The organism is Rhizobium terrae, assembly GCF_003425685.1.
Classification (GTDB): Bacteria; Pseudomonadota; Alphaproteobacteria; order Rhizobiales; family Rhizobiaceae; genus Neorhizobium; species Neorhizobium terrae.
Genome location: NZ_QJKM01000014.1, coordinates 79,079 through 105,380, shown reverse-complemented (window position 1 = coordinate 105,380; position 26,302 = coordinate 79,079). Strand labels below are relative to the sequence as shown.

Annotated in this window: 27 protein-coding genes; 22 read left to right on the top strand and 5 right to left on the bottom strand. The window is 62.5% G+C overall.

Annotated features, from left to right (window positions below; translation table 11 throughout):
• Positions 1 to 10 precede the first annotated feature (10 nt).
• The 4 genes from DMO26_RS24305 to DMO26_RS24290 are packed head-to-tail and all read left to right on the top strand — an operon-like array spanning position 11 to position 3,643.
• Positions 11 to 436 carry an organic hydroperoxide resistance protein gene (locus DMO26_RS24305; RefSeq protein ID WP_117194755.1) on the top strand — a complete coding sequence of 142 codons (426 nt, stop codon included), beginning with the start codon at positions 11 to 13 and terminating at the stop codon, positions 434 to 436.
• Complete coding sequence (locus tag DMO26_RS24300; RefSeq protein WP_117194754.1) at positions 436 to 1,611, top strand: thiolase family protein; 1,176 nt, start codon at positions 436 to 438, stop codon at positions 1,609 to 1,611. The genes DMO26_RS24305 and DMO26_RS24300 overlap by 1 nt, the downstream gene beginning before the upstream one ends.
• Positions 1,611 to 2,855 (top strand): SDR family oxidoreductase, encoded by a 1,245-nt coding sequence (locus tag DMO26_RS24295; protein ID WP_117194753.1) that lies wholly within the window; start codon positions 1,611 to 1,613, stop codon positions 2,853 to 2,855. The genes DMO26_RS24300 and DMO26_RS24295 overlap by 1 nt, the downstream gene beginning before the upstream one ends.
• A complete protein-coding gene (locus tag DMO26_RS24290; RefSeq protein ID WP_117194752.1) occupies positions 2,852 to 3,643 on the top strand; it encodes a cyclase family protein in 792 nt (263 codons plus the stop codon). Before DMO26_RS24295 ends, DMO26_RS24290 begins: the two co-directional genes overlap by 4 nt.
• Here the strand turns inward: DMO26_RS24290 and DMO26_RS24285 are convergent.
• Positions 3,622 to 4,155, bottom strand: coding sequence for a winged helix DNA-binding protein (locus DMO26_RS24285; protein ID WP_162895049.1), 534 nt, complete (start codon positions 4,153 to 4,155; stop codon positions 3,622 to 3,624). The two genes, DMO26_RS24290 and DMO26_RS24285, sit on opposite strands and share 22 nt — an antisense overlap.
• 97 nt (positions 4,156 to 4,252) lie before the next feature.
• Here DMO26_RS24285 and DMO26_RS24280 point away from each other — a divergent pair, with 97 nt between their 5' ends.
• A complete protein-coding gene (locus DMO26_RS24280) occupies positions 4,253 to 5,059 on the top strand; it encodes an aspartate/glutamate racemase family protein (protein ID WP_117194751.1) in 807 nt (268 codons plus the stop codon).
• Positions 5,060 to 5,063: 4 nt separating this feature from the next.
• On the opposite strand, the gene DMO26_RS24275 is transcribed toward DMO26_RS24280, so the two are convergent.
• Genes DMO26_RS24275 through DMO26_RS24265 form a run of 3 tightly spaced genes read right to left on the bottom strand, consistent with a single transcriptional unit; the run spans position 5,064 to position 7,719 of the window.
• Entirely contained in the window at positions 5,064 to 5,990 is a 927-nt protein-coding gene (locus tag DMO26_RS24275; protein ID WP_117194750.1) for an NADP-dependent oxidoreductase, read from the bottom strand.
• Positions 5,991 to 5,994: 4 nt separating this feature from the next.
• Positions 5,995 to 6,954 (bottom strand): C-terminal binding protein, encoded by a 960-nt coding sequence (locus DMO26_RS24270; protein ID WP_117194749.1) that lies wholly within the window; start codon positions 6,952 to 6,954, stop codon positions 5,995 to 5,997.
• Between the two features lie 9 nt (positions 6,955 to 6,963).
• Positions 6,964 to 7,719 (bottom strand): HpcH/HpaI aldolase family protein, encoded by a 756-nt coding sequence (locus tag DMO26_RS24265; RefSeq protein ID WP_117194748.1) that lies wholly within the window; start codon positions 7,717 to 7,719, stop codon positions 6,964 to 6,966.
• A 249-nt stretch (positions 7,720 to 7,968) separates the two neighbouring features.
• On the opposite strand from DMO26_RS24265, the gene DMO26_RS24260 reads away from it, so the two are divergent.
• From DMO26_RS24260 to DMO26_RS24245, 4 genes are all read left to right on the top strand, one after another.
• Complete coding sequence (locus DMO26_RS24260) at positions 7,969 to 8,676, top strand: GntR family transcriptional regulator (RefSeq protein ID WP_117194747.1); 708 nt, start codon at positions 7,969 to 7,971, stop codon at positions 8,674 to 8,676.
• Positions 8,673 to 9,767: an LLM class flavin-dependent oxidoreductase gene (locus DMO26_RS24255; RefSeq protein ID WP_117194746.1), complete on the top strand. Its 1,095-nt coding sequence runs from the start codon at positions 8,673 to 8,675 to the stop codon at positions 9,765 to 9,767. The genes DMO26_RS24260 and DMO26_RS24255 overlap by 4 nt, the downstream gene beginning before the upstream one ends.
• The gene (locus tag DMO26_RS24250; RefSeq protein ID WP_117194745.1) at positions 9,764 to 10,273 is read left to right on the top strand and encodes a flavin reductase; all 510 of its coding nucleotides are present in this window, start codon (positions 9,764 to 9,766) and stop codon (positions 10,271 to 10,273) included. Before DMO26_RS24255 ends, DMO26_RS24250 begins: the two co-directional genes overlap by 4 nt.
• A 363-nt stretch (positions 10,274 to 10,636) precedes the next feature.
• Positions 10,637 to 11,323 carry a GntR family transcriptional regulator gene (locus tag DMO26_RS24245; protein WP_117194744.1) on the top strand — a complete coding sequence of 229 codons (687 nt, stop codon included), beginning with the start codon at positions 10,637 to 10,639 and terminating at the stop codon, positions 11,321 to 11,323.
• A gap of 51 nt (positions 11,324 to 11,374) precedes the next feature.
• Here DMO26_RS24245 and DMO26_RS24240 read toward each other — a convergent pair whose 3' ends face one another.
• Positions 11,375 to 12,193, bottom strand: a complete 819-nt coding sequence (locus tag DMO26_RS24240; protein WP_117194743.1) for a sugar phosphate isomerase/epimerase family protein — start codon at positions 12,191 to 12,193, stop codon at positions 11,375 to 11,377.
• 218 nt (positions 12,194 to 12,411) lie between these two features.
• Here DMO26_RS24240 and pehA point away from each other — a divergent pair, with 218 nt between their 5' ends.
• The 13 genes from pehA to DMO26_RS24175 all read left to right on the top strand — a co-directional run bounded on the left by pehA (position 12,412) and on the right by DMO26_RS24175 (position 26,193).
• Positions 12,412 to 13,956 carry a phosphoric/sulfuric ester hydrolase PehA gene (gene pehA / locus DMO26_RS24235; protein ID WP_117194742.1) on the top strand — a complete coding sequence of 515 codons (1,545 nt, stop codon included), beginning with the start codon at positions 12,412 to 12,414 and terminating at the stop codon, positions 13,954 to 13,956.
• A gap of 22 nt (positions 13,957 to 13,978) precedes the next feature.
• Complete coding sequence (locus tag DMO26_RS24230; RefSeq protein WP_117194741.1) at positions 13,979 to 15,613, top strand: ABC transporter substrate-binding protein; 1,635 nt, start codon at positions 13,979 to 13,981, stop codon at positions 15,611 to 15,613.
• An 89-nt stretch (positions 15,614 to 15,702) separates the two neighbouring features.
• Positions 15,703 to 16,701, top strand: a complete 999-nt coding sequence (locus DMO26_RS24225) for an ABC transporter ATP-binding protein (RefSeq protein WP_117194740.1) — start codon at positions 15,703 to 15,705, stop codon at positions 16,699 to 16,701.
• Positions 16,698 to 17,681: an ABC transporter ATP-binding protein gene (locus DMO26_RS24220; RefSeq protein ID WP_117194739.1), complete on the top strand. Its 984-nt coding sequence runs from the start codon at positions 16,698 to 16,700 to the stop codon at positions 17,679 to 17,681. Before DMO26_RS24225 ends, DMO26_RS24220 begins: the two co-directional genes overlap by 4 nt.
• 3 nt (positions 17,682 to 17,684) lie before the next feature.
• On the top strand, positions 17,685 to 18,614 hold the full coding sequence (locus DMO26_RS24215) for an ABC transporter permease (protein ID WP_117194738.1): 930 nt from the start codon (positions 17,685 to 17,687) through the stop codon (positions 18,612 to 18,614).
• 58 nt (positions 18,615 to 18,672) lie between these two features.
• Complete coding sequence (locus DMO26_RS24210) at positions 18,673 to 19,494, top strand: ABC transporter permease (protein ID WP_226951414.1); 822 nt, start codon at positions 18,673 to 18,675, stop codon at positions 19,492 to 19,494.
• A gap of 343 nt (positions 19,495 to 19,837) precedes the next feature.
• Complete coding sequence (locus tag DMO26_RS24205; RefSeq protein WP_117194736.1) at positions 19,838 to 20,491, top strand: TerC family protein; 654 nt, start codon at positions 19,838 to 19,840, stop codon at positions 20,489 to 20,491.
• A gap of 269 nt (positions 20,492 to 20,760) precedes the next feature.
• Complete coding sequence (locus DMO26_RS24200; RefSeq protein WP_117194735.1) at positions 20,761 to 21,717, top strand: VOC family protein; 957 nt, start codon at positions 20,761 to 20,763, stop codon at positions 21,715 to 21,717.
• 18 nt (positions 21,718 to 21,735) lie between these two features.
• Positions 21,736 to 22,464, top strand: coding sequence for a PIG-L deacetylase family protein (locus DMO26_RS24195; RefSeq protein ID WP_117194734.1), 729 nt, complete (start codon positions 21,736 to 21,738; stop codon positions 22,462 to 22,464).
• 9 nt (positions 22,465 to 22,473) lie between these two features.
• Positions 22,474 to 23,145 carry a 4-carboxy-4-hydroxy-2-oxoadipate aldolase/oxaloacetate decarboxylase gene (ligK, locus tag DMO26_RS24190; RefSeq protein ID WP_117194733.1) on the top strand — a complete coding sequence of 224 codons (672 nt, stop codon included), beginning with the start codon at positions 22,474 to 22,476 and terminating at the stop codon, positions 23,143 to 23,145.
• A gap of 191 nt (positions 23,146 to 23,336) precedes the next feature.
• Complete coding sequence (locus DMO26_RS24185) at positions 23,337 to 24,392, top strand: 4-oxalomesaconate tautomerase (RefSeq protein ID WP_117194732.1); 1,056 nt, start codon at positions 23,337 to 23,339, stop codon at positions 24,390 to 24,392.
• Between the two features lie 14 nt (positions 24,393 to 24,406).
• Positions 24,407 to 25,279 (top strand): NAD(P)-dependent oxidoreductase, encoded by an 873-nt coding sequence (locus DMO26_RS24180; protein WP_117194731.1) that lies wholly within the window; start codon positions 24,407 to 24,409, stop codon positions 25,277 to 25,279.
• Between the two features lie 179 nt (positions 25,280 to 25,458).
• Positions 25,459 to 26,193 carry a GntR family transcriptional regulator gene (locus tag DMO26_RS24175; RefSeq protein WP_404947081.1) on the top strand — a complete coding sequence of 245 codons (735 nt, stop codon included), beginning with the start codon at positions 25,459 to 25,461 and terminating at the stop codon, positions 26,191 to 26,193.
• Positions 26,194 to 26,302 lie beyond the last annotated feature (109 nt).

The window sequence follows — 26,302 nt, the reverse complement described above, 5'->3', positions numbered from 1 at the left end:
GGAGGTTTGCATGATCCCGGAGAAGATCCTCTACGAAACGGCCGTCGTGGCGCATGGTGGACGCGAGGGGAAAGCCCAGAGCGTCGACGGCAGCTTTTCGGTCAATCTTTCGGTGCCGAAGGGGCTTGGCGGGCCGGGCGGCGAGGGCACCAATCCGGAGCAGCTTTTCGCCGCCGGTTATGCGGCCTGCTTTCTCGGGGCGGTGAAGCTCGTCGCCCGCAACAGGAAGATCGCGCTGCCGGACGATACGTCGATCACCGCCAAGGTCGGCATCGGTCCGGTGCCGGTCGGTTATGCGCTCGCCGTCGACCTCGTGGCTTCCCTGCCGGGCGTCGAGCGGGCGATAGCGGAGGAAATCGTTGCGGGTGCGCACGAGCGCTGCCCCTATTCGAACGCGACGCGCGGCAATATCGACGTCAAGCTGACGGTCGCCTGATGGCCTTTTCCCGCATGCGGCAGAGCTATGACGGCGTGGTGCTGGCGGTGCCGGTGACGGTGCCCTACCAGCGCTATTCCATCGAGCGCGCGCATTGGTGGATGGGCAGGGCGCTCAGGGCATTGGCCGAGGGTGCGGGCATCAGCCACCGCGATTTCGATGGTTTTTGCGTGTCGAGCTTCACCATGGGGCCTGACAGCGCCATTGCCTTGACCCAGCATTTCGGACTGTCGCCGCGCCATCTCGATCATGTGCCGATGGGTGGCGCTTCGGGCATCGTGTCGATCCGCCGGGCAGCGCGGGCGGTGCAGGCGGGGGACGCGGATATCGTCGCCTGCGTTGCGGCCGACACCAATCAGGTCGATACGTTTCGGAAGACGCTTGCCAACTTTTCCCGTTTCGCTCAGGACGCATCCTACCCCTACGGAGCCGGGGGACCAAATGCCAGTTTCGCATTGATTGCGCGTCACTACATGGATCGCCATGGCGCGGCGCGCGAGGATTTCGGCAAGCTCTGCATCGCCCAGCGCGACAATGCGATGAAAAATCCTCATGCGCTGCTGAAGAAGCCGCTGACCCTGGAACAGTACATGTCGGCCCGGGCGATTGCAGCACCCTTTCACCTGTTCGATTGCGTCATGCCGTGTGCCGGGGCGGAGGCGTTTCTGGTGATGCGGGAAGAGACGGCCAAATCGCTCGGCCTGCCGTTCGTGCGGCTGCTTTCGGCGATCGAGCGGCATAATGCCTTTTGCGAGGATCCTGTGCAGGTGCGCGGCGGTTGGGTGGTCGACCGCGACGAACTCTACGGCATGGCGGGCGCAAGGCCCGACGACATGGATTTCATCGAGACCTATGACGATTATGCGGTCATCTCGATGATGCAGTTCGAGGATCTCGGCTTCTGCGAAAAGGGGGAGGGTCCGGAATTCGTGCGGCAGAATACGTTCACCGTCGACGGCTCGATGCCGCACAATACCTCCGGCGGCCAGCTTTCGGTCGGGCAGGCAGGTGCCGCCGGCGGACATCTCGGCATTACGGAAGCGATGCGCCAGCTCCTCGGTTCGGCGGGCGACTGCCAGGTGCAGGACGCGAAGCTCGGCCTGGTTTCCGGCTTCGGCATGATCAACTACGACCGCGGCCTTGCCTCGGCGGCCGCCATACTGGCGAGGGCGTGATGACCGAGGCGCTTGCCAGACCGAAACACAAGAACCCGCTCGCCCGCACGACACAGCCGCTGCTGCCGCCCTCGGCCCGCAGCCGCAAGGCGCATGGTCTGACGCTTGCCGCCTCGGTCGGCCGGTTCATGCTGCAGTGCTGCGGCGAATGCGGAAAATATGCTTACCCCGTCCGGGAAGCCTGCCCGAACTGCCTGTCGCCCGACCTGCGGTTCCAGGATGCGCCAACCGGCGGCACCCTTATTTCGGAAACCCGGATCGAGGTGACGAGCGACCCTTATTACCGCGAGCACATGCCTTGGCGGACAGGCTTGGTGAAGCTCGATTGCGGGCCGAGCGCGGTCGTGCATCTGCATGGCGATTGCGGCGGACCAGGTAGCCCGCTCACGCTTACGCTTCAGCTGGATCGTGCCGGGCAGGCGGTATTTTTCGCTCACCCGATTTCGGAGACGCCGAATATGGAAGACGACCCCCAGTGGCGGGAACTGACCGCCGATCCCAAGCACCGGCGCGTGCTGATATCGGACGGCCGCAGTCCGGTCGCGGTGGCACTGGCATTGGCCTTAAAGAAAGCAGGGGCGGCCAGGATTTTCGTCGGAATAGCCGATCGCTGGAAACCTTTCAGCGAACAGGCGGCGCTGGAGGCCGTCGAAGGCGTGGAACTCGTCGATCTGGACCTCACCAGCGAGCGTTCGGTCCAGGAACTGGCGATGGATCTCGGTGCCAAGGTCGAGATCCTGATCAACACAGCGGACCATGTACGCCCGGCGCATCTTTTCGATGCGGGCGCGGCAAATTCGGCGCGCGAGGCGATGGATCACACCGTCATGGGCCTGATGCGGCTGGCACAGGCTTTCGGTCCGGTGATGCGCTCACGCGGAGCGGATGGCGCGACGGGCGCCGTCGCCTGGGTCAACGTCCTGTCCATCCACGGTCTCAGCAGCGTGCCGCAGTTCGGCGTTCATTCGGCGGTGCAAGCGGCCTGCCTGTCGCTGTCGCAATGGCTGCGCGGCGAACTTCGCCAGGGCGGGATCCGGGTGGTCAATGCCTTTGCCGGCCCGCTCGATACCGAATGGTTCCAGACCGTGCCGCCGCCCAAGGTGGTACCGAAGACCCTCGCGGACGCCATCGTCGACGGGCTGAGGCGCGGACTGGAAGATATCTATGTCGGTGACGTCGCCAAGGATATCGCGGCGCGGCTGTTCGACAATCCTAAGGCGGTAGAGCGGGAGGCGGGCCAATGAGCTACGATATTCTCGGAGCCCTTGCGGCGGCGCTCGCCGGTGGCCAGGTCAGGATCGTAGACCTCACCCAAACGCTTACGCCGGATTTCCCCGTCATCGTCATGCCGCCGGAACTCGGCCAGTCGGCGCCGTTCCGCATGGAGCGGATTTCCCAATACGATGCCGGCGGGCCGGCTTGGTATTGGAACAACCTTTCCTTCGGCGAACATACCGGCACGCATTTCGACGCCCCGATCCACTGGTATACGGGCCGCGACCTGCCGCTCAATTCCGTCGATACGATGCCGCCCGCCGACATGATCGCTCCGGCCTGCTTGATTGACTGTTCCGAACAGTCGGCGAAGGATGCGGATTTCCTGTTCACCGTCGCTGATGTGGCCGCCTGGGAAGACAGGCACGGCCGCATTCCCGTGCGAAGCTGGGTTCTGCTGCGCACCGACTGGTCGAAGAAATCGGGCGCCGCTTACGCCAACCTGCTGGCGGATGGCGCGCATACGCCCGGGCCGGACGCAGAGGTGATGCGGTTTCTCGTCGAGGAGCGGGGCATCATCGGTTTCGGCACGGAGACGATCGGCACGGATGCCGGGCAGGCTGGGCATTTCTCGCCACCCTATCCCGCGCATCATTATCTGCATGGGGCGGGACGATACGGCCTGCAGTGCCTGGCCAATCTCGACCGGCTTCCGCCGACCGGCACGCTGATCGTCACGGCGCCACTGAAGATCCAGAACGGCTCGGGCAGTCCTCTCCGCGTCCTCGCACTCGTTCAGGAGCGCTCGATGGGATGAGAACCGCTCGCCACGCGCCGGGCGGCCGTGTCGTAGAAACTCGTCAGCAGTTCGAGCATTTCCGTCGCCCCGCCAAGCCCCTTTTCCGCATGATCCATCTTCTGGATCAGCGAGATCAGCAGGTGACGGCGCAGCGCCCGATAGTCCTGGGTGAGTTTTGTGCCCTTGCGGGTCGGCGTGTAGAGCGTGTCCTTCCGCGAGCGGCCCTTGACGCGCTCGATAAGCTGCAGGGTCTGCAGCTTCTTGATGGCATACTGGATGTTGGCGGTGTCGTCGCGGCCGAGCAGGCGAGAGATCTCGCCCAGTCCTTTCGGCTTGTTGCGATAGCGGATCGTGTGCAGGATGGCGGTGTCGAGACCGCTCAGGCCCGCGCCGGCAAGCTCGCTCGAACATTCCGACTGCCAGCGCAGAAACGCTGCGGAGATGCGCCACAGCGACCATTCGAATTCCGTCAGCGCCGCCTCCGACATCTCCACGGTCGGGTCGCTCAGCGGGTTTTCGGGCGTGGTCATGCGATTCTCCAGGCTGTTTTGAAGCAAGAGTAAAGCCTTAAATTCATATTTTGACGAGAGCGAATTCTCGCAGGAAAAAGAGCGAAACGAGGGGACAATGCGCATTTTCTGGCAGAGCTTCATCGATGCCACCGCGAGTGCCGCCTATATGAAGCGGCTTTCGGACTACCTGAACGGCATTGCCGAACCGGGCACGACCGTGGATGTCTTCGGCATCAGCCCGCCTGACCGTCACTTCGGGCGATTGGCGGAATTCCGCTGCGCGGCGATTGCCATCGATAACGGACTGGAGGCGGCGAGCCGCGGTTACGACGCCGTCGTCCTCGGCCATTTCCAGGATCCCGGTCTCTACGAACTCAAGTCGGCGCTGACGATCCCGGTGATCGGCACGGGCGAGGTCTGCATGCATTATGCGGCTCGCCTCGGCCGGCGGCTGGCGCTCGTCACGCTCGATGACGTCTTCCAGGTCTGGCATTATGAACAGGCCGATCTCTACGGTCTCGGCAGCCGGGTCCGGCACGTGGTCGGCATGAATTGCGAGCCTTCCGATTTCAGTGCCGCCTTTGCCGGCGACGGCGAGGCCCGCACGCGAATGCTTGCGAATTTCTCTGCCTGTGCGGAACCCCTTGTGCGCGACGGTGCGGATGTCGTCGTGCCGGCAGGCGTGCTGCCGGGCCTGCTCGTCGGTGGCGAGTACGGCTTTAGGGTATTGCATGCGCCGGTGGTCAATACTGCAGCGGTAGCGCTGAAGAGCGCCGAAATGGATGTGCGGCTCAAGAGGATCAACGGCATCGAGGTCAGCCGCGGACCATTCTGCGCGCTCGCCAACGAGCATGCGGTCGAGGATTTCCGGACCTTCGTTGCCAAAGGCCGTGGGGCGCCGCTGTTTCCCGGCGGCACCTGAGAGATCACATGGTGAGTATCAGGCGCCCGCGGGAAATTGCGCTTTTTTCCATCTGGCGATGGGCTTCCGCCGCCTCGGAAAGGGGCATGGTGCGAGCGACCTGTGGTTGCAGTACGCCGGCACCGGCCAAATCCATTATCGCCTGAAGCGCGGATTTGTCGTCGGTCACCATGATGCGGGTAACCGTCACGCCGAAATCAGCGCCGCGATCCTTGATCGGATCGGCAACCAGCCACACCAGGCGGCCTCCCCTCTTCAGGACCTTGTAGGATTTGTCGTGGACATCGCCACCCATCAGATCGAAAACGATGTCCTGATCATCCAAAACTTCGGAGAAGTCCTGCTGATCGTAGGCGACAGCACTATCCGCACCCAGGCCGAGAACATAGTCCCGGTTGCTGGAGCGGCAGGTCGTGCTTACGTTCGCACCGAGATGATGGCAAAGTTGTATGAGCAGACCGCCGACCGCGCCGGCGCCGGAATGCACAAGCACCTTGTCACCCGATTTGACTTCAGCGGTCTGCAGGGCGATCCAGGCGCTCAGGCCGGCATTGGTGAGCGCCACGGCTTCGATCGTCGATAACCTGTCCGGAATCCTTACAGCCTGCTTTTCATCGACGGCGATCATTTCCGCATAACCGCCCTGGGCGAAGACGCCGGCCATGACGACCACCCGGTCCCCGACCTTGAATTGACTTGCGCCTTCGCCGACAGCGATCACCGTGCCGCCGCCGTCGCGGCCGGGCACGCTCGGCATGGGCAGGGTGAAATGGCTTTTCAGATAGCCGGCTCGGAGCTTCCAGTCGAAGGGCGTGACACTTGCGGCTTGCAGCTTGACGAGGATCTGGCCGGCTTCCGCGACCGGGTCGGGCAGATCGACGTAACGCATCGTTTCGGCTGGGCCGTGCTCGCTGTACTGAATGGCCTTCACGGTCTCACCCTTTGAGGTTTACGGGATATTTCGGTTTCCCGCCTTTGAGCACCGCAGCCACGTCGGCAAATACCTTGCTGCGGACTTCCGCATAGCTCTGCGTCGAATAATGTGCCGCATGTGGCGAAACGATCACCTGGTCGAGCGCGAGCAGCGGATTGTCCGGCGACGGCGGCTCCTTTTCGAACGTGTCGATCCCCGCCCCGGCGATACGGCCGCTGGTGATCGCTTCCGCCAACGCGGTCTCGTCAACCAGGCCGCCGCGGGAGACGTTGATGACGAAGGCGCCCTTCTTCATCTTCCTCAGTGCTTCAGCCGAGATGATATTGCGGGTCTCCGGCGTTGCGGGGACGTGCAGGGAGACGAAGTCCGCTGCGCCAAAGAGCTCGTCCAGCGAAACGGGGCGGGCGCCTGCAGCCGAAATCCTCTCCGCGGGCATGTGAGGATCGTAGGCGATGATCTCATATCCGAAGGCCTTGGCCTTGCCAGCCGTCAGGCGACCGATCTGGCCGAAGCCGATCAAGCCGAGAACCTGACCGCTCGGCCGGGTGATGCCGGCACCATCCTCCATCGCCCGCCAGCGGCCCTTGCGCACCGCGCTGTCGAAGGTCTTCAGCTTGCGGGCAAGCGACAGGATCAGCGCCAGCGCATGCGTGCTGACTTCGTCGATGTTGGAATCCGGCACGTAGGTCACCTGTACGCCGGCCCTGGTGCAGGCCTCGACATCGATGGAATCGAGGCCGACGCCGAAGCGGCCGATGACCTTGAGGTTCTTCAGTTCGGCAAGAACCCGGGTGGTGATCGGTTCGCGCAGCACCATCAGCGCGTCGGCATCGGCTGCCTCTGCGATTAGGGCGTCCTCGGTGAGAAGCGTCTTTTCGACGAATTCGGCGCCGAGACCTTCGAGATAGGCCAGTTGCTCCGGTTCGACGGTGAGCATGCCGTCGGTCTTGATGATCTTCATCGGTTCACCTCATGCGTTGTGGGCGGCGGCGACGCCGGCTGCAAGGCTTGCGCCGAGAAACATCGTGTCGCTCGCCAGCATGAAGAAGGTGATGCCGACACCGGCCCACCTGCCGACGTCGTCGGCGGACGGCCGGAAGATGCCGACCGCCTTGCCGGCTTTGCGGGCAGCGTCCGCGATCGTGATGATCGCCGCGTTCAGCTTTTCTGCGCCGGGAGGCCCCATGGCGTTGATCGAGACAGAAAGGTCGCCGGGACCGATGAAGATGACGTCGACGCCCTCGACGGCGACGATCTCATCGACATTGGCGAGTCCTTCCGCCGTCTCGATCTGGATCGACAGGACGAGGCTTTCGTTCGCGGATGCCAGGTAGTCCGGAATGCGGTAACCGTAGCCCGAAGCACGGCCCGGGCCGACGCCGCGTTCGCCGATGGGCGGATAACGGGTCGCCGCGACGGCCGCCCTGGCCTGGGCTGCGGTGGAGACGCGCGGCACCAGAACGCCGGCGGCACCCGCATCGAGTACCGTCTGGATCCATTCGGGCGCATGGCCGGGTACGCGGACCATGGCCGGCACGCGATGGACATCGGCGGCGCGAACCAGGTTTTCGACGAGTTCGCGGTCGATCTGCGAATGTTCCGCGTCTATGCAAAGGAAATCGAGGCCGGCGGCGGCGGCAACCTCGATTGCCACCGGATTCGGAATGGCCGCGAATGTGCCGATCACCCGTTCGCAACTGATGCATTTCTTGCGGAAATCACTCATGACGATCCTCTGGAAATTGGTCCCTTGGCGGGTTGGCGAGATGATACGCACCTCGCGGTCAAATAAAGTTTAAGCCTAAAATTCCTGATGCTTCAAGCCGAATAAAAGCGGCATCCATACAATCATTGGCCGTCATTTCATGCGCATCCGTATACGGAAACTGCCGAACTTTGCGCTAATAGCGAAGGATCACACAAAAATCGCTTGAAACTTCGAATAAACAGTATACCGATTAACCAGGAGAGCACGATGGCAAAGCCGAGCGACAATCTGGTGGATGCGATCTATTCCGATCTGCGGCTGAAGCTGCAGCGGAGCATGATCACTCCATCCGACCGATTGGTGGACACGGATATCGCCGCGGCAAACGGCAGTTCCCGCATGCCCGCCCGCGAGGCCCTGCTCAGGCTGGTGTCGGAAGGCTATCTTGTCGGCACGACGAGGGGATTTGCGATCCGGGAATTGTCGCTCGAGGATATTTCGGGTCTGTTCGAAGTGCGCCGGCAGCTGGAACCCCGGGCGGCGGCGAGCGCGGCGCGGGACATGACGCCGGCCGTGGAAGCGGAACTGGCCGCGGCCATGGACCGGGTCGAACAGGCGCTTGGTGAAAACGACATCCCGGCGCTGCTGGCGGCAAACGTGGATTTCCGCAACGCCTGGCTGAAGGCGGTCCGCAATCCGCATATGGCGGCGACCATTTCCCGGTTCATGGATTATTTCCAGTCGGTGCGGCTCGGCACATTCGCCGACGGCGCTACGGCCGAGCGGTATATCGACGGACTGTCGCGCATCCACAGGGCTTTTCTCGCGCATGACCCGTTGATGGTGCAGGACCGGATGACACTTTTCATGTTCGCGGCGGAAGAGGCCTATCTCGACGTTCGCCAGCGCCAGTTGCGGGAAGCAGAGATGTCGCGCACGGCCCGTAGAAGATACACCAAGAGAGGAACAGCATGATCAAGCAACATCCGCTGAAAGGCTCGAGCAGATTGAAGCTCGGTGTCTTCTCCGCCAATGCCGACGGAGGGCTCGCCATCACCGATGTGCCGGAACGCTGGCAGGCGCGCTGGGCGGACAATCTCAATGCCGTGCAGATCGCCGATCGCGGCGGGCTCGACTTCTTCCTGCCGATCGCCCGCTGGAAGGGATTTGGAGGTAGGAACCGGGTCCGGGAGTGGTCGTTCGAGACCTTCACCTGGGCCGCCGGGCTTGCCTCGGTGACCGAGCGGATCGGCCTTTTCATGACCGTGCACGTGCCGCTCGTGCATCCACTCTACGCCGCCAAGGCGCTCGCGACGGTCGATCATATCAGCGGAGGTCGGGCAGGCCTCAACATCGTTTGCGGCTGGAATCCCAAGGAATTCGGCATGTTCGGCGTGCCGTTGGTGGAGAAGGGGTATGATCAGGCGGCGGAGTGGCTTGAGATCATGGAACGGGCCTACGCTTCGGACGCTCCGTTCGACTTCGACGGCTCCTACTATAAGCTGAAGGACGTGGTAAGCCGCCCGGCAAGCCTGCAATCGCCGCGGCCGGTCACCATGAACGCTGCCTTCGGCGGACCCGGCCGGGACTTTGCCGCCAGGAACTGCGAATATCTCTTTACAACCTTCACGGAGATTTCCGAGGCCGGCAAGCATGTGGCAGATATCAAGGCCCGAGCGGAAAAGCTTGATCGGGATGTGGGCGCCTATACAGTCTGCCACGTCGTCTGCCGCGAAAGCCAGAAGGAGGCCGAGGATTATTACGAACGTTATGCCGTGACCATGGCCGACCATGAGGCGGTCGACGCCCACATGGCCGGCAAGAAGGAGTTTTCCCAATCGCATGACAAGGAAAGCTATGATCGTTATCGCAAGCGGTTCGCCGGCGGCGCGGGCGGGTATCCGCTGATCGGCACGCCGGAAAAGATCGTCGAGGATATGATAGCAATTTCCAACCAGGGATATTCCGGTATCGCAATGTCTTTCGTCAATTACACCTACGAACTGCCCTTCTTCTGCGACCGGGTGCTGCCGCTTCTGAAAAAAGCGGGGTTGCGTGTCGAATGACGGCCGACCTGATCCATGACGAGGTCGAGGCGACCCGGCTGGCCTTCCGGGAGGGTATGGCGCGGTTGGCCGCGGCGGTAAACATCGTCACGACGGACGGACCTGGCGGGCTTGCGGGATTTACCGCTTCGGCCGTCTGCAGCGTGACGGACCGGCCGCCGACTCTGCTGGTCTGCCTCAACCGGTCGAGTTCCGTTGCGGGCATGTTCGAGAAGAACCGCGTGCTCTGCGTCAATACGCTGGCATCCAGCCACGAGGCGATGTCGAAACTGTTCGGCGGATCGACGCCGCAGGAGGACCGGTTCGCGGTCGGTGACTGGATTCTGGGCGCTACCGGCTCGCCCCGGTTGGCGGACGCGATCGTTTCCTTCGATTGCGAAGTCGAAAACGCGATCGAAAGCGGTACGCATCACGTGCTGTTCTGCCGCGTGATCGGCATCGCTCATGGCGGGGACGAGGAAGAAGCGCTTGTGTATTTCCGGCGGCGCTACCACCACATCAGATGACTGGAAAGCCTTTTCGGGCTTCTCCTTCCTGCCTCACTTTATGAGCGATAAGCATATTTTGCACTTCTGGCAGCAGCAGGGAGTCTCCCGCTAGCACCTCTCTCACTACTTGCGAATTTCATTCCATTCTCCCGAAGTCGGATTGCCGAGGACCGGGGCGCGCGAAATCACATTCCCGAAAATATTGCGATTATCACTGCTTGCGCGCATTTGATCAAATCGCTCGTTGTTCTATTGTGTCAGCAAGATCAGGTCAGGACGAGCCGCGTCGGGGACAGAAGATCTCCCGACGAGGATGAGACTTGAAGAGCAAGGCCTCTTATGCGAGGCCTGGTTGTGATTTGAAGGAAATTAGAGGAAAGCATGGCGGACAGCGGGCTTTTGAAGGTGACATCGCGCGTGACCGTGCAGGATTCGGTCTACGAGCAGTTGCGTCGTGCACTGATGTGGGGCTCGTTCGCCCCTTCGCAGGCAATCACCATTTCGTCCCTGGCAACGGAATTCGGCACCAGCCATATGCCGGTGCGCGAGGCGCTTCGCAGGCTTGCCGCCGAAAACGGGCTGGAGATCGGTCATAACGGATCGGCGCGGGTGCCGGCGATATCGCGCGCCCGGCTCGAGGATCTATGTCAGGCGCGCATCGCACTCGAAGGACTTGCGACCGAACTTGCCGCCGCCAACATGACGGACGAGGATATCGATCGTTCCGAAGCGCTTGCCCGCGAGCACGAAGAGACCGGCAAGGCCGGCGACGTCTACGGCATGCTGCGCAAGAACCAGGAATTCCATTTCGGCATTTATGAGAAGTCCGCCTCCGAAGTCCTGCCGCAGCATATCGAAATGCTGTGGCTGCGTTTCGGGCCCTATATGCGGATGCTGACCAATTATGTGGAGAAGGAATTCGACAAGGGTGTCGTGCACCCCTTTTCTTCCTATCATTTTCAGATCGTCGCAGCCTTGCGTGACCGCAACGGCGCACTGGCCCGGGAAAGGATGGTAGGCGATATTCTCGCCACCCAGGGTCATCTCAGGGACATGTGCCCGGAATGACGCCGATGCCCCCGGCGTCCAATGCCGGGGACATGATCTGTCGCGTCGTTCTTACTGACCGAGGCCGAACGAAGCGAGATAATCGACGGAAGCCGGGATCTTCGCCTTGTCCTTGATCTCGACGATCAGGCGCGGATTGCTGGTCAGGTCGGCAAGGGCCTGGAATACGGAATTCCAGAGAATATTGCCTTCGCCGAGTGCCCAGTGGCGGTCGGCATAGCCGTCGGCATCCTGGAGGTGGACGTGCTGCAGCCGGTTGCCGGCGGCCTTGACGTAATAGTCGACCGGCGGGGCGCCGGTGGAGCCATGGGCGTAATGCGCATGGCCCGTGTCTATCGAAACTGCGACGGCCGGCGAGTTGAAACTATCGGCGAGCGCCACGCGGGCATGCTGGTCGATATCCTCGATGTTCTCGAGAACGATGACGGCGCCGATGTCCTCGGCGTAGCTGACGGCGTCGCGCATCGTCAGATGCACATGTTCGACCACCCGGTCGCGCTCGCCCTTGTTGTTGTCGAGATTGTTGTAGGACCAGGTGGAATAGGGGCTGTGAGCAACCATCTGGGTGGCGCCTATGGCCGCGCAGACGTCGAGGCCCTGTTTCAGGCGTTTGGCGACAACGGCGCGGATATCGGGATCATGCGAGGCGATGGTGAAGCCCCAGAACGGGCCGTGGATGCCGAGGCGGCCGGTATAACCATCGAGCAGCCTCCGAGCTCGTTCCGCCAGCGAAGCCCAGTCGCCGTTCAGCACGTCGCCCGTGGTGAAGTCCTGGAGTTCGAGGTCGCGTTGCTTTTCGAAAAGCCAGTTGCGGTGGATTTCGAGCTCGTCGAGCGTCATGGCGGCGCCGATCACGGGAAGGGAAGACATGGAAACTCCATCAATCAAAGGAAATAGCGGGGGAGGGAAATTACCGGAGAAATGCCCGGATGGCCGCGACATGGCAGAATTTTGTGTCGGTAATTTTACATTTGTAACAAGAATTCGCGAAATTTGCATCCGTGTTCAATTTCATGGAATCGCAAAGATAGCGTCACGGAACTGATACACAGGATCGCCAAATAGCCCCGGCAATTTCGGGGGTAACCGTGACCAGAAAGAACGTACTTCTTATCGTTGTGGACCAGTGGCGGGCGGATTTCATGCCGCATGTCCTGCGTGCCGACGGCAAGCCGGATTTCCTGAAGACGCCCAATCTCGACCGCCTTTGCCGGGAAGGTGTGACCTTCCGCAATCACGTGACGACCTGTGTGCCCTGCGGTCCGGCGCGCGCCAGTTTGCTGACCGGTCTCTATCTGATGAACCATCGCGCCGTGCAGAACACGGTGCCGCTCGATCAGCGCCATTTCAATCTGGGCAAGGCGCTGCGTACCGTCGGCTACGATCCGGCGCTGATCGGCTACACGACCACGACGCCCGATCCGCGCACAACCTCCGTAAACGATCCGCGTTTCCTCGGTCTCGGCGACCTGATGGACGGTTTCCGCTCGGTCGGCGCCTTCGAGCCGAACATGGAAGGTTATTTCGGTTGGGTGGCACAGCAGGGTTTCGAACTGCCGGAGCATCATCCCGACATCTGGCTGCCGGAAGGCGGAGAGGCGCTGGCCGGTGCGACCGACAAGCCGTCGCGAATCCCCAAGGAATATTCCGACTCGACCTTCTTCACCGAACGGGCGCTCACCTATCTCAAGGGCCGCAAGGGCCGGCCCTTCTTCCTGCACCTCGGTTATTACCGGCCGCATCCGCCTTTCGTCGCGTCTGCACCCTACCACGCCATGTACAAGCCGGAGGACATGCCGGCGCCGATCCGCGCCGCGAACCCGGATGTCGAAGGTGCCCAGCATCCCCTGATGAAGTTCTACGTGGACGGTATCAAGCGCGGTTCCTTCTTTCATGGCGCGGAAGGATCCGGTTCTACCATGGACGAGGCCGAACTGCGCCAGATGCGCGCCACCTATTGCGGCCTGATCACCGAGGTGGACGACTGTCTCGGCCGTGTCTTCGACTATCTCGACGAGACGGGCCAATGGGACGACACGCTGATCATCTTCACCAGCGATCATGGCGAGCAGCTCGGCGATCATCACCTGCTCGGCAAGATTGGCTACAATGACGAGAGCTTCCGCATTCCGCTCGTCATCAAGGATGGCCGCGACAATCCGCGGGCCGGCGAAATCGAGACCGCCTTTACCGAAAGCATCGACGTCATGCCGACCATTCTCGACTGGCTCGGCGGCGATATTCCCCGCGCCTGCGACGGCGCTTCCCTTTTGCCTTTCCTGAAAGGAACCCGGCCGGCGGATTGGCGGACAGAACTTCACTACGAATACGATTTCCGGGACGTTTTTTATTCCGAGCCGCAGACCGTTCTCGGCCTCGGCATGGACACTTCGAGCCTCTGCGTCGTGCAGGACGAGAAGTACAAATATGTCCACTTTGCCGCCCTACCGCCGCTCTTCTTCGATCTCGAAAAGGATCCGCACGAGTTCACCAACCTGGCGGACGATCCGGCCTATGCGGCGCTGGTGCGCGACTATGCCCAGAAGGCGCTTTCCTGGCGCCTCGTCCATGCTGACAGAACCCTTACCCACTATCGCTCCGGTCCGCAGGGCCTGACCGTTCGCGACAATTAAACCAACCCTCAAGGAGATATCCATGGTCAACTTCACCCGTCGCAGCACGCTCGGCCTCGCCGGCGCCGCTGCCGGCTCGCTGATCCTGCCGCGCTTCTCGATCGCCCAGGCCGATCAGCGTCCGTCGATCACCATCGCCGTCCAGAAGATTTCCAACTCCAACACGCTCGACCCGCTCCGCGAACAGTCGAACGTCGGCAGCCGCATCTTCAGCTCGTCGCTCTGGGAAGCCCTGATCGGCACGAATTGGCTGACGGACCTGACGGCAACCCCCGGTCTCGCCACCGAATGGAAACGCATCGACGAAAAGACCGTCGAGCTGAAGCTCCGTCAGGGCGTCAAGTTCCACAACGGTGACGAACTGACGGCCGAAGACGTCGCCTTCTCCTTCGGCAAGGAGCGCATGTTCGGCAACACTCAGCCGGCCACCGGCAAGACCATCTTCATCACCGAGAAGAACCCGCTCGGCCGCGAGAACAAGGAACTCCCGGTCGAAATCCCGGCCGTTGCCCGCCGCATCTGGCCGGCTCTGCTCGGCGTCGAGATCATCGACAAGTACACCGTCCGTTTCGTCAACGGCACGCCCGACGTCACCATGGAAGGCCGTCTGTCGGTTAGTGTCAGCTCGATCGCCAGCCGCCGGTCATGGGATGAAGCCAAGAGCTATCTCGACTGGGCCCGCAAGCCTGTCACGACCGGCCCCTACAAGGTCGCCGAGTTCAAGCCGGACACCTACCTGATCTACGAATCCCACGACGACTACTGGGGCGGCCGCCCGGCGCTGAAGCAGATCCGCTTCGTCGAAGTTCCGGAAGTCGCCTCCCGCATCAACGGACTGCTTTCCGGCCAGTACGACCTCGCCAGCGACATCCCGCCGGATCAGATCGCCGGCATCGAAAAGAACGCCGGTTACGAAGTTCTCGGCGGCACGATCACCAACCATCGCCTGACCGTGTTCGACAAGACCCATGCACAGCTCGGCAATCCGCTCATTCGTCGCGCCTTCACCCACGCCATCGACCGCCAGGCGATCGTCGATTCGCTCTGGGCCGGCCGCACCAAGGTCCCGGCAGGCCTGCAGTGGGATTTCTACGCCGACATGCTGATCAAGGACTGGAAGGTTCCGGAATTCAACCCGCAGCTCGCCCGCGATCTCCTGAAGCAGGCGGGCTACAAGGGTGATCCGATCCCATATCGCCTGCTCAACAACTACTACACCAACCAGACCGCCACGGCGCAGGTTCTGGTCGAGATGTGGGCTCAGGTCGGCCTGAACGTCCAGATCGAAATGAAGGAAAACTGGCAGCAGATCCTCGAAAAGACACCGACCCGCGCCGTTCGCGATTGGTCGAACTCTGCAAGCTTCCCGGATCCGGTCGCCTCGATCGTCGCCCAGCACGGCCCGAACGGGCAGCAGCAGCAGGTCGGCGAGTGGACGAACCAGGAGATGAACACCCTTTCCAACTTCATGGAAACCAGCACCGACCGTGCGAAGCGCCGCGAAGCCTTCGCCCGCATGCTGCAGATCTGCGAGCGCGACGATCCGGCCTACACGGTCCTGCACCAGAATGCCGTGTTCACCGCCAAGTCGAAGAAGATCAAGTGGAAGGCCGCGCCGTCCTTCGCCATGGACTTCCGGGCCGGCAACTGGAGCTAGGCTCCGCCTTCTGCGGGCCGGAGGGCGACCTCCGGCCCGTTTCTTGTTTCCCGGTGCCACCAGTCGGTACCCAGAAAAGGAGACGGTTCATGCCGTTGGTCGAAATCTCCAATCTCGGGGTCGCCTTCAGCGGCGTTCCGGTTCTTCACGGAATCAACCTGAAGATTGAAAAGGGCGAAGCTGTCGGCCTTGTCGGCGAATCGGGTTGCGGCAAGTCCGTGACATGGCTTGCGGCGCTCGGCCTTCTGCCGGGCAAGGCGGCTGTATCCGGTTCCGTCCGGCTCGGCGAGGAGGAACTCGTCGGTGCGCCGCGTGAGAAACTGGAACAGGTCCGAGGCGGACGCATTGCGATGATCTTCCAAGACCCGTCCAGCTCGCTCAATCCCGTGCTGCGCGCCGGCAGGCAGATTGCTGAAGCCGTCGAACTGCATCAGGGCCTTGCCGGTGCCGCTGCACGGGCCGAAGCCATACGGCTGATGGATCTCGTCGGCATTCCAGGTGCCGCCCGCCGTTTCGACAATTATCCGCATGAGTTCTCAGGCGGCCAGAACCAGCGCCTGATGATCGCCATGGCGCTCGCCGGCAAGCCGGACCTGCTCGTCGCCGACGAACCGACCACGGCGCTCGACGCCACGATCCAAGCGCAGATCCTCGACCTCCTGATCTCGCTGCGTCAGGAAACCGGCATGGCGATCGTCTTCATCAGCCACGATCTCGGCGCCGTCAGCCAGATCTGCGAGCGCGTCTGCGTCATGTATGCGGGGCGCATCGTCGAGCAATGTTCCACCGAGATGCTGTTCCGTGCACCGCGGCATCCCTATACGCGCGGCCTTTTCGATGCGATTCCGCGGCTTGATGCCGGCCGGGAGCGGTCGATCCCCATTCCCGGCACCGTGCCGCAGGCGGGGCGCATGCCGGCGGGCTGTGCGTTCGCGCCGCGCTGCGGGTATGCGACCGATGTTTGCCACAATCAGGTTCCGGCACTTTCCGGAACGGAAGGGCGGGCGACTGCCTGTTTCAATGCGCTGGACGAGATGCGCTCCGCGACCGCCTCCGGCACGACGAAGCAGAAGGTGGAATTCGCATGACCGCCGCAAATCTCATCGAGGCGGCCGGCCTCGTCAAAACCTATGTTTCCCGCAAGGGCCTCTTCGGCACGGCGACGCATGTGCGTGCCGTGGACGGCGTGACGCTGTCGGTCGCGCCGTCCACGACGCTCGGCATCGTCGGCGAATCCGGATCCGGCAAGTCGACGACCGGCCGGCTGCTGCTCGGCCTCGAAGCCCCGACCGAGGGTGAAGTGAAGTTCGACGGCAAACCGATGCCGGCGATCAAGACCAATGCCTGGCGGGACCTGCGCTCCCGCATGCAGCTCGTCTTCCAGGATCCGCTGGCGGCGCTTGACCGTCGCGTGCCGATCGGCACGCAGGTGAGCGAGCCGCTCGACATCCATGCCGTCGGCACGGAGAAGGAGCGGCAGGACCGCGTCGAGACGCTGCTGACCGCCGTCGGCCTTCGCCGCGATCAGGCCGGCCGTTATCCGCATGAGCTTTCCGGCGGCCAGCGTCAGCGCGTCGTCATTGCCCGGGCGATCGCCACGAATCCGGATCTGCTCGTCTGCGACGAGCCGGTTTCGGCGCTCGACGTGTCGATCCAGGCGCAGGTGATCAACCTGTTGCGCGACCTGCAAGAAGCGCGGGGCATCGCCATGGCTTTCATCAGCCACGACCTGAAGGTCGTCCGCAACATCTCGGACCGGGTGGCCGTCATGTATCTCGGCCGGATCGTCGAGGAGGCGCCGTCGGCGGACATATTCCGGCGGCCGCTGCATCCTTACACTCGCGCTCTGGTTTCCAGCGTGCCGGTGCCGGGAACCGCGCTCAAGGACCGCATCATCCTGCAGGGCGAGCCGCCGAACCCCGCTGCACGACCCTCCGGATGCGCCTTTCATCCTCGCTGTTCGATGGCGACCGAGCGTTGCAAGGCAGAGGTGCCGGCCTTCGTGACCGTGGAGGCCGGACGCAAGGCGGCCTGCCACCTCGTGCCGGCGGCTTCGACGGAGACCTGATCCATGTTGCGCTTCTTCCTCATCCGCGCCTTTCGCGCCTTCATGACGATCGTTCTCGTCGTCACTTTCGCCTTCGTCGTGCTGCGCATGTCCGGCGATCCGGCACTGATCATCATGGGACCGGAAGCGCCGCCGGAAGCGATCGTCGCATTCCGCAAGGCCTGGGGGCTCGATCAGCCGATCTGGATCCAGTATCTGAGCTACTTCACTGCGATCATGGGCGGCGACCTCGGCATTTCCATGCGCGACGGCCAATCAGCGATCTCGCTGGTTCTGGACCGCATTCCGGCGACCCTGCAACTGACCGTCCCGGCCCTGATCCTCAAGCTGGCGATTGGCATTCCGGCCGGCGTCTACGCTGCGTTGCATCGCGACAGCGCTGCTGATCGTGGTGTCATGGCGGGCGCCGTGGTCGGTTTCACCATGCCGAGCTTCGTGTTCGGCCTCATCCTCGTGCTCGTGTTTTCCGTCACCTGGGGAGTGCTGCCGTCCGGCGGCCAGGATACCTGGATGCATGCGATCCTGCCGATCGCGACGATGAGCATCGGCGGCGCCGGCATTCTCGCCCGCTTCTCCCGCAGCGCGATGATCGAAATCCTCGGCCAGCCGTATATGCGCACCGCGAGTGCCAAGGGTCTGCCCTGGCGCCGGGTGATCTGGGAGCACGCCTTCCCCAATGCGGCGATCCCGATCGTGACGATCACCGGCTTCATGGTCGGCACGCTGATCGCCGGCGCCGTGGTGGTCGAATCGCTGTTCTCGTGGCCGGGCATCGGCCGTCTTCTGGTGGTCTCGGTCGCCAACCGCGATCTGGCCGTGGTGCAATGCATCCTGCTGATGGTGGCGGCGACCATGGTCATTTCGAATTTCGTGGTCGACATTCTCTATGGTTATCTCGACCCGCGCCTGCGCAACAACCAGGCCCGGCACTGAGGAAGCAGACATGGCAAACATTGCTCAAACCGCGCCGGCCATCGGTACCACCCATAAAATGAAGAGGAAGCGCCGGTTTCCGATCTTCGTCGTGATCGGTATCGCCTGGATTGTCGCCATGGTCGTCATCGCATTCGGTGCCGACTGGATCCGTCCTTATGCGATTACCGCGATGGACCTGCGCAACCGCCTCTCGCTGCCCGGCAACCCTGCACACCTTCTCGGGACCGACGAACTCGGCCGCGACGTGATGTCCCGCCTCATCGAATCGATCCGCATCTCGCTGCTGATCGCGTTCGGGGCGACGCTGATTTCCGCCTTCATCGGCACCGCGCTCGGCTTCCTGGCGGCTTATTTCCGCGGCCTCGTCGAGCAGCTCGTGCTCATGCTCGCGGATTTTCAGGCGGCCATGCCGTTTCTCATCATGTCGCTCGCGGTGCTTGCCTTCTTCGGCTCGTCGCTGACCCTGCTGATCTGCCTGATGGGCTTCTACGGCTGGGAACGCTACGCCCGTATCGCCCGCGGTCTCGCGATCGCCGCAAGCGGCCAGGGTTATGCCTCGGCGGTCACCCAGCTCGGCGCAAAGCCCTCCCGCGTCTACCTCAAGCACATCCTGCCGAACATCGCCTCGACGCTGATCGTCTCCATGACGCTCACGTTCCCGGAAATCATCCTGATGGAATCGAGTCTTTCGTTCCTCGGTCTCGGCGTGCAGCCGCCGATGACCAGTCTCGGCAACATGGTGGGTTACGGTCGCGAATATCTCACACGCGCCCCCTGGATCATGCTCGCGCCGTCCTTCGTCATCATGCTGACGACGCTGTCGATCTCGATCGTCGGCGACTGGTTGCGCGACAGGCTTGATCCCACCATTTCCTGATTTCGGGCGGCGGCCGGCGCCCGGCCGCCGTTTTCCTCCGGCAAGAGATCGTCAACGATCCGGTGTAAAATTGCGGCAATACGTTCAATGTTTCACGGACTGCCACTTGAGTTTCTGCAGTCATGCCGTTAAATCTGCGGCACCAGGACCGGGCCCCTCTGGCAGTTCATCCGTGAGCTGTGATGTCGGACTGGATTTTGTCCAACTTGGGTGCCTGGTGTTCGTGGAAATCACGTGACGAAAACGGCGGTGACCTACGACATGCTGAACGCCGGTCGTAGGGTCTCAAGTTCGTCACGGTCCACGCACACGGCATCCCCGCCTTATCGAGATTGGGTGCCAAATGATGGAATTCTTTACCGCGGAGGCGCTGTCAGCCCTCGCGCAGGTTATCATGATCGACCTCGTCCTGGCCGGCGACAATGCGATCGTCATCGGTCTTGCCGCTGCCGGCCTGCCGAAAGCGCAACGCTCCAAAGCCATTCTGGTCGGTATTGTGGCCGCGACCGTTCTGCGTATCGGCTTCGCGCTTGGCACGACGCAGCTTCTGCAGATCGTCGGCCTGCTGCTGGCCGGTGGTATCCTGCTTCTGTGGGTCTGCTGGAAGATGTGGCGCGAACTGCGCACTCCTCATCATCACGAGGAGGAAGCCACGGAGGCGCTTGAGAACGAAGATATCAATGCCGACGGCACGATTGCCGGCGGAGCGCCGCGCAAGACCTTCGCACAGGCGGCCTGGCAGATCGTCATTGCCGATGTTTCCATGTCGCTCGACAACGTTCTGGCCGTTGCCGGTGCCGCGCACGAACATCCCGAGGTGCTGATTTTCGGCCTCGTATTGTCGATCGCGCTGATGGGTGTCGCCGCGAGCTTCATCGCCCGCCTGCTCAACAAGCATCGCTGGATCGCTTATGTCGGTCTCGCCGTCATCCTCTATGTCGCGCTCGAAATGATCTGGCGCGGTGCTCACGAAGTCCTGCCCTATATCGGCGGCTGATTTTTCTCCTGTGGCGCGGCGGCTTTCCCGCCGCGCCACGTCGGGACAATGATATCCCGGCATCGCCGCATCGGCTTGCCTTTTCCGTTTCAACCAAAACTTATGCCCCCGCAGCAGAACCTATTCGTCAGGCTGCGGATCTGCTTCTATGTCTTCGTTCCAGCTGCGGCGCCCGGCGCCCGGCCGCGTTTCGGGTGGAGAACGCGGATCCGATCTGGAGGAGATTGCGCCCTTCCGCCGGCGTTGCAAGTGGATCCTGAGAAAAGCCGATGACCGAACCCTGTTATGATGTCGCCCATCTGGGCCATGTGGAGCTCTATTCCGACCGTTTCGAGGAGACGCTTGATTTCTTCACCCGCGTCTATGGGCTGACCGAGAGCGGCCGCGACGGCGACAGCGTCTATCTGCGCGCCTATGACGACTATGAATTCCATACGCTGAAGCTCACCAGGCATCACACGACAGGTATCGGCCACGTCGCGTATCGCACGTCTTCCGCCGAAGCGCTGGAACGTCGTGTCAAGGTCATCGAAGAGCGGGGCTGGGGCGCGGGCTGGACCGATGGCGATCTGGGCCACGGCCGTGCCTACCAGTTCAGGAGCCCCGACGGCCATCTTTTCGAACTCTACTGGGATACCAGGGAATATGTCGCGCCGCCGGAAGAAAAGCCGGCGCTGAAGAACATCGCCCAGCGGTATCACGGCCGCGGCGCCTGCCCGCGGCGCCTAGACCACGTCAACCTGCTTGCCGCCGATGTCAGCCAAATCCGCGAGTTCATGACGGTAGCGCTCGGCAGCCGTGTGACGGAGATGATCCAGCTTGACAATGGCCGGCTCGGCGGCTGCTGGTTCACCATCAACAACAAGACCTACGACCTCGCCTGCTCCGAGGACCATACCGGTTCGCACGGCCGTTTCCACCACGTCACCTATGCCTGCGACCAGCGTGAGGATATTCTCCGCGCCGCCGACATCTTCCTGGAAAACGGCGTCCATATCGAATCCGGTCCACACAAGCATGCGATCCAGGGCACGTTCTTCCTTTATGTCTGGGAGCCCGCCGGCAACCGCGTGGAGCTTGCCAATGCCGGCGCCCGCCTGATCCTTCGTCCCGACTGGAAGCCGGTTGTCTGGACCGAAACCGACCGCAAGAAGGGCCAGGCCTGGGGCATGAAGACGATCGAAACCTTCCATACGCACGGCACGCCGCCGGTTGCGCACAAGTAAGAAATCAAGAGGCATACAATGGCAAAGACAGCATTGGTCATCAGCGCTCACTCGGCGGATTTCGTTTGGCGCTGCGGCGGCGCGATCGCCTTGCATGAGGAAAAGGGTTACGAAGTCACTGTCGTCTGCCTGTCCTATGGCGAGCGCGGCGAAAGTGCCAAGCTCTGGAAGAACCCGGGCATGACGCTGGAAAAGGTCAAGGCCTCCCGCCGCAAGGAAGCGGAAGCGGCGGCCAAGGCGCTCGACGTCACCGACATCCAGTTCTTCGACCTCGGCGATTACCCGCTCATCGTCGACCAGGAGGCGAAGTTCAAGCTGGTCGACGTGATCCGCAAGGTGCAGCCGGAATTCATGCTGTCCCATTCCAAGTGGGATCCCTACAATACCGACCACATGTATGCCACGCAGGTCGCGCTCGATGCCCGCATGATCGCCCAGGCCTGGGGTCACAATCCGGGCGAAAAGGTGCTCGGCGCGCCGCAGCTCTATCTTTTCGAGCCGCACCAGACCGAACAGATGGAATGGAAGCCGGACGTCTTCCTCGACATCTCGCCCGTCTGGGAAAAGAAGTGGGCCGCCATCCAGTGCATGGAAGGCCAGGAGCACCTCTGGGACTTCTACAAGAACGTCGCCGAAAACCGCGGCAACCACTTCATGCGCAATTCGGGCGGGCAGTCCGGCGGGCGCAAGTCGACCCACGCGGAAGGCTTCCAGTCGGTCTTTCCGCGCACCGTCGACGAACTCTGAGGAAATCCAATGGGTGTCGTAGTCCAGAATATCGAGCGTGCGGATCAGTCGGTCGTTGACCGGCTGGCTGCCTGCGGTGTCGCGACCGTTCACGAGGCGCAGGGCCGCAAGGGCCTGCTTGCGAGCTACATGCGGCCGATCTATCGCGGTGCGCGGCTTGCAGCAAGCGCGGTGACCATCTCCGCGCCTCCGGGCGACAACTGGATGCTGCATGTGGCGATCGAGCAGATCAAGCCGGGCGATATCCTGCTGCTTGCGCCGACCAGCCCCTGCGAGGACGGTTATTTCGGTGACCTGCTCGCCACATCCGCGCTGGCGCGCGGCTGCAAGGGCCTGATCATCGATGCGGGCGTGCGTGATGTGGCGGATCTCACCGAGATGAAATTCCCGGTCTGGTCCAAGGCGGTCTTCGCGCAGGGTACGGTCAAGGAGACGCTTGGCTCGGTCAACGTACCGGTCGTCTGCGCGGGAGCTTATGTGCGGCCCGGTGATGTGATCGTCGCCGACGACGACGGCGTCTGCGTCGTTGTCCGCGAAGAAGCGGAAGCCGTCGCCAGGAAGGCGGAAGCGCGTGTGGCTGCCGAGGACGACAAGCGCAAGCGGCTCGCCGCCGGCGAACTCGGCCTCGACATCTACGGCATGCGCGGCCGGCTGGCTGAAAAGGGTTTGAAATATATCTGAGCGGTGCGTTTGGCCGTCATCCTCGGGCTTGTCCCGAGGATCCATCCACGTCGACCGTTGCAGATCCTCGGGACATCTTCGGGTTAAACCCGAGGACGAGGATGACGGCGGAGAAGGTTTAAGCCTTTCCACCATGTAGCAGCGAAAGTTGCTTCTCCTTTTCCGACAGGGGAGAAGAGGGAGGTTGGAGAATGACTGACACCGAAACCGGCATCCGCTGCATGTGGATGCGCGGCGGCACCTCGAAGGGCGGCTATTTCCTCGTCGAGGACCTCCCGGCCGACCGCGACAATTTTCTGCTGAGGGTCATGGGTTCACCCGATCCGCGCCAGATCGACGGCATGGGTGGCGCCCATCCGCTGACCTCCAAGGTTGCCGTGGTGAAGAAGTCCGAGCGGGAAGGAGTCGATGTCGACTATCTTTTCCTGCAGGTCTTCGTCGACCAGCCGGTCGTTACGGACGCGCAGAACTGCGGTAACATCCTGGCCGGCGTAGGGCCTTTCGCGATCGAGCGCGGGCTGGTGCCCGTCAAGGGCGAGAAGACCGAAGTCTCGATCTTCATGGAGAATACCGGACAGATCGCCATCGCGACGGTCGAGACGCCCGGCGGGCAGGTGACCTACAAGGGCGATGCCCGGATCGACGGCGTGCCGGGCACGTCCGCGCCGGTGCCGATCGTATTCGCCGATACGGCCGGCTCCTCCTGCGGCGCGCTGCTGCCGACAGGCAATGCCGTGGACGAGATCGAAGGCGTTGCCTGCACACTGATCGACAACGGCATGCCCTGTGTCGTCATGCGCGCCGATGTGTTTGGCATTACCGGCACGGAAGGCCCCAAGGAGCTTGAGGCGAACCAGGAGCTTCGCGCCAGGCTGGAGGCGATCCGGCTGAAGGCCGGACCGATGATGAATCTCGGCGACGTCGCCAAGAAATCCGTGCCGAAAATGACAATGGTGTCGGCACCGATGGCGGGAGGAGCAATCTCGACGCGCACATTCATCCCGCATACCTGCCACGATGCGATCGGCGTTCTCGGAGCCGTCAGCGTCGCGACGGCCTGCCTGTTGCCGAAAGGTCCCGCCTCGGAACTGGCGATTATTCCGGAGGGCGATGAAAAGCTCCTGTCGATCGAGCATCCGACCGGCGAGATGAGCGTGATCGCCACGATGAAAAACGGCGAGGTCTATCGCGCGGCGGTGCTGCGCACGGCGCGAAAGTTGTTCGACGGCGTGGTCTTCGACGATTGAGTTGGGAGAGGCGGATGAGAATCGCATTCCTGGGCTTTGGCGAAGCGGCACGCGCCTTCCACGACAGCCTGGCGCCGAAGCTGGATGGCGGGGAATTCCGCGCCTATGACGTGCTGCTCGACAATGCGCAAAGTGCTGTTGAAATGCGGGATGCGATGGTGAGCCGCGGCGTGCAGCCAGCGGATTCATCTGCTGGCCTTGCCGACGCCGAATGGATCTTCAGCGCGGTGACAGCGGATCAGAGCCTCAATGCAGCGCAATCCATCGCGCCGCATCTAGGCCAGGGCGCGTTGCTGATCGATATCAATTCCGTTTCTCCGGGCCGCAAGCGCGAGACCGCCGCCCTGGTCAATCAGACGGGTGCCGATTATCTCGACATGGCGGTGATGGCGCCGGTCCATCCGAAGGGGCATGCGACGCCGGTTTTGATCGCCGGGAAGACGGCGGGTGAACTTCTCGATCGGTTCCGGAAGCTCGGGTTCAACGTGGATCTGGCCGGTGAAGCCGTGGGTTCGGCGACGGCCATCAAAATGGTTCGTTCCGTCTTCGTCAAGGGTCTCGAGGCGATCACCGTCGAGGCGTTGCTGGCGGCAGAAGCCTCCGGCTGCTTCGAGGAAATCCTTGCTTCGCTTTCCGGCAGCTTTCCGGGCCTCGACTGGTCGAAATTCCCGGATTACCAGTTCGAGCGCACCACCCGCCATGGCCGCCGGCGCGCTGCCGAGATGCGGGAAAGCGGGGAGACGCTCGATGCACTCGGCCTCAACGGCGGCATCGCCCGGGAAATCGCTGCAATCCAGGATGCGATGGCGGCAAGCGGCGTCAAGCCGGCCGGCGATTTGAAGGAAGCCGTCGCTCGTGTTCTGGCGGCCCGACGCAGGGACAAATAAGGCCAAATCCCCGGCGCTTTCTTGTATACCTGCCGGTCTTCCAGCCCCAGACCCGCCCGTCATTTGCGGCATCGGATGCCTGTATACACGGGACTTGGCCAATCCATCAGATGTGGCTAAGATTTGTGCCATCGACAGGCGGAGGTTGCGCCGACCTCGTGTCAGGCAAAGGTGCTGAATTGGAAGAGACTTCGAGAACCACTCATACGATGCGCGCGCTGATGGAGCTGCGCAAGAAGATCCTCAGCGGTGATTACCCCGGAGGCACGCGGCTCTTCGAAGTGTCGCTCGCCGAGACGTTGCAGATCTCTCGCACGCCGGTGCGCGAGGTGATGTCGCGGCTTGCCGAGGAAGGACTTCTCGACCGGCTCGCTAATGGCGGTTTCGTCGTCCGCAGCTTCACCTATGCGGATGCGGTCGATGCGATCGAGCTGCGCGGTGTGCTGGAAGGCACCGCAGCCCGGCTCGCCGCGGAGCGCGGTGTCTCCCAGGCGGGGATGGATCAGCTTCGGGAAATCCAGGCCCGGCTGGACGATTGTTTCGGCGAGGCCGCGGATGACGTGGATCTGGAGGCTTATTCCGAAGCGAACGCGAAATTCCATGCAGTCCTGGTAGAGCTTTCCGGCAGTACCGTGATCCAGCGTGAGGTGGAGCGCGCGACCCGCCTTCCCTTCGCTTCGCCTTCCGCCTTCCTTTCCGGCCGTGCACATGTGGCGGCTTTCCGCCAGTCGCTGCATATCGCCCAGGATCAGCATCGCACCCTGGTGACGGCGATTGCCGGCCGCGAAGGCGCAAGAGCCGAGTTCATCGCCCGCGAGCACGCCCGCATCGCCCGCAAGAACCTCGAATATGCCGTATTCGAAGATCCCGAACTGATGCTGACAGTTCCGGGCCTCGTTCTCCTCAATTCCTGAAGAGGCCCCCACGAGCATTCTGTTAACGGTCGGAAGCCTCCGGTTTACCATTCGGGGCGATCGTCAGCCTGCCGAATATTTCCCCTTGAATTTGTCCGCCGATGCCGTC